1 protein-coding gene is annotated in these 1,236 nt (G+C 38.3%); it reads left to right on the top strand.

Translation table 11 applies throughout. From position 1 onward, the window contains the following. A partial coding sequence (locus tag BBROOKSOX_RS11225) for a C80 family cysteine peptidase (RefSeq protein WP_139661923.1) occupies positions 1 to 1,236 on the top strand: 1,236 nt, incomplete at both ends.

Genomic DNA, 1,236 nt, shown 5'->3' with positions numbered 1-1,236 from the left:
CAGAACAACACAAATAGAAGTCAATGCTGATGGCACCAAAACCATGCTAACAGGAGGCACCAAGACCGTTTATAGCTGGGATACAGATAAAGGAGGAATGAGTCAAAAAACTGAAACGGTTAAGAGCCACAGTGAAGTGTTAAAGAATCCATTGGGTGATTTTGATGAGCATTTAACCCTTGTGGATGAAATGATGCAGTCGTTAGATACATTAATTGAAGACGAAGGGGAAAGAAAAAGGTGTTATGATTTTTTAAACAAATTAAAAGAAGATATTCAGCAAGCCAAGGAAATGAACTATGAATCTAGGGTGGGGTTTTTAAGGAAAATAGTCGGCGATATAGAAGAGAATTTAGGCACGCAAGCAATTAAAGTGAAGTTAGAAAAAGTCCATGGATTTGTGCAGAGCCGCATTGAAAATCCTTTTATATCTGGCTTGATAGATAAAATGGACAAGAGTAAATACGGTTCAGATATTGACAAAAAACTGGAAATGTTAGAAGGTATTAAAAGTGAATTAGATATATATCAAGAGAATCAATCTAAATACGAGCCAGCAACACAAGATTTTCTAAATAGCTTGCGCTTTTTCATAGATTCGGCTCAAAGATCTCAATACGCATTACAGCAATGGGAAAAATTTGCAGTGCCGGATACGCACGAGGTTAGTCCTTTCTCCAAGAGCACTTATCATGTTTTTGTACAGATAGAAGATGAAAGCATTATTGCAGAGAGTTCAGCAGCTCTGGCTGGCAAACATTTTACAAATTCCACGCTGATTCAAATGGATAAGGAAGGCAACTATCGGGTGGTGCATGGATTGAGTTTAAGCGAGATACCAGAAGCCAGTGATATTAAACTTGTTTTTAATGGACATGGCGATGATAAGGGTCTAGAGAGAACAACAGCAGATAGAACCTATCGTGATATCGTCAATGATATTGTTACCTTAAGAGAGGATCTCCCCAAAAATTCAAATATTGAAAAAGTTTCCATGGTGGGGTGTAGCCTAGGCTCTGATTTTTCAAAAAATACCTTAATCGGACTGAAAGAAAATGGCATTGAGACTAAGGTCAGTTCTCGGTTATACGATGTATCAATAGACGATCAAAGTGGCAGAAGATTTACCGACAACGCTTACCACCTTGAGGAAGGCAAAGTTTTATGGGGTTATAAAGAGGGTAAAGTCAGCCGCTTAGACCCTTATTCAGATGAGCGTTACCATGTCGTTATTTC

Source organism: bacterium endosymbiont of Bathymodiolus sp. 5 South, from assembly GCF_900128535.1.
In the GTDB taxonomy this organism is placed as follows: domain Bacteria; phylum Pseudomonadota; class Gammaproteobacteria; order PS1; family Pseudothioglobaceae; genus Thiodubiliella.
The sequence above is the reverse complement of the archived record's forward strand: the minus strand, read 5'-3'. Positions and strand labels throughout refer to the sequence as shown.